Source organism: Ihuprevotella massiliensis (genome assembly GCA_900095835.1).
Classification (GTDB): domain Bacteria; phylum Bacteroidota; class Bacteroidia; order Bacteroidales; family Bacteroidaceae; genus Alloprevotella; species Alloprevotella massiliensis.
Genome location: LT608319.1, coordinates 1 through 876 on the forward strand (window position 1 = coordinate 1; position 876 = coordinate 876).

Genomic DNA, 876 nt, shown 5'->3' on the forward strand with positions numbered 1-876 from the left:
CTTTGGAAAGAGCGACCATAGAGAGTGACAGTCTCGTACTCGACAATCGTATGAAGCATAGTGGTATCCTGAGTAGGGCGGGACACGTGAAATCCTGTCTGAATCCGGCGGGCCCATCCGCCAAGGCTAAATACTCGTAAGAGACCGATAGCGAACCAGTACCGTGAGGGAAAGGTGAAAAGCACCTCTTTTAGAGGAGTGAAAAAGTTCCTGAAACCGTACGCCTACAAGCGGTCGGAGCACCTTATGGTGTGACGGCGTGCCTTTTGCATAATGAACCTACGAGTTACCGTCGTCGGCAAGGTTAAGTGCTATGAAGCACGTAAGCCGAAGCGAAAGCGAGTCTGAATAGGGCGCATAGTCGGCGGTGGTAGACGCGAAACCAAGTGATCTACCCTTGTCCAGGTTGAAGTCCCGGTAACACGGGATGGAGGACCGAACCAATAAGCGTTGAAAAGCTTCTGGATGAGGTGAGGGTAGGAGTGAAAGGCCAATCAAACTTGGAGATAGCTCGTACTCCCCGAAATGCATTTAGGTGCAGCCTCGGGCGTTCCCTGTGTGAGGTAGAGCGACTGATTGGATGCGAGGGCTTCACCGCCTATCAAGTCCAGACAAACTCCGAATGCACACAGGCTAAGCCCGGGAGTGAGGGCGTGGGTGCTAAGGTCCACGCCCGAGAGGAGAAGAATCCTGACCACCGGCTAAGGCCCCGAAATATAGGCTAAGTTAAACTAACGAAGTGTGGTCCCCGTGACAGCTAGGATGTTGGCTTGGAAGCAGCCATTCATTCAAAGAGTGCGTAACAGCTCACTAGTCGAGGGACTGTGCATGGATAATAATCGGGTATAAAGTCTATTGCCGAAGCCGTGGGATATC

The 876-nt window shown here is 52.3% G+C and carries 1 rRNA gene; it reads left to right on the plus strand.

Annotation, left to right across the window (positions count from 1 at the left end):
- Positions 1-876, plus strand: a 23S ribosomal RNA gene (locus BQ2633_RS00030); the annotation flags it as partial.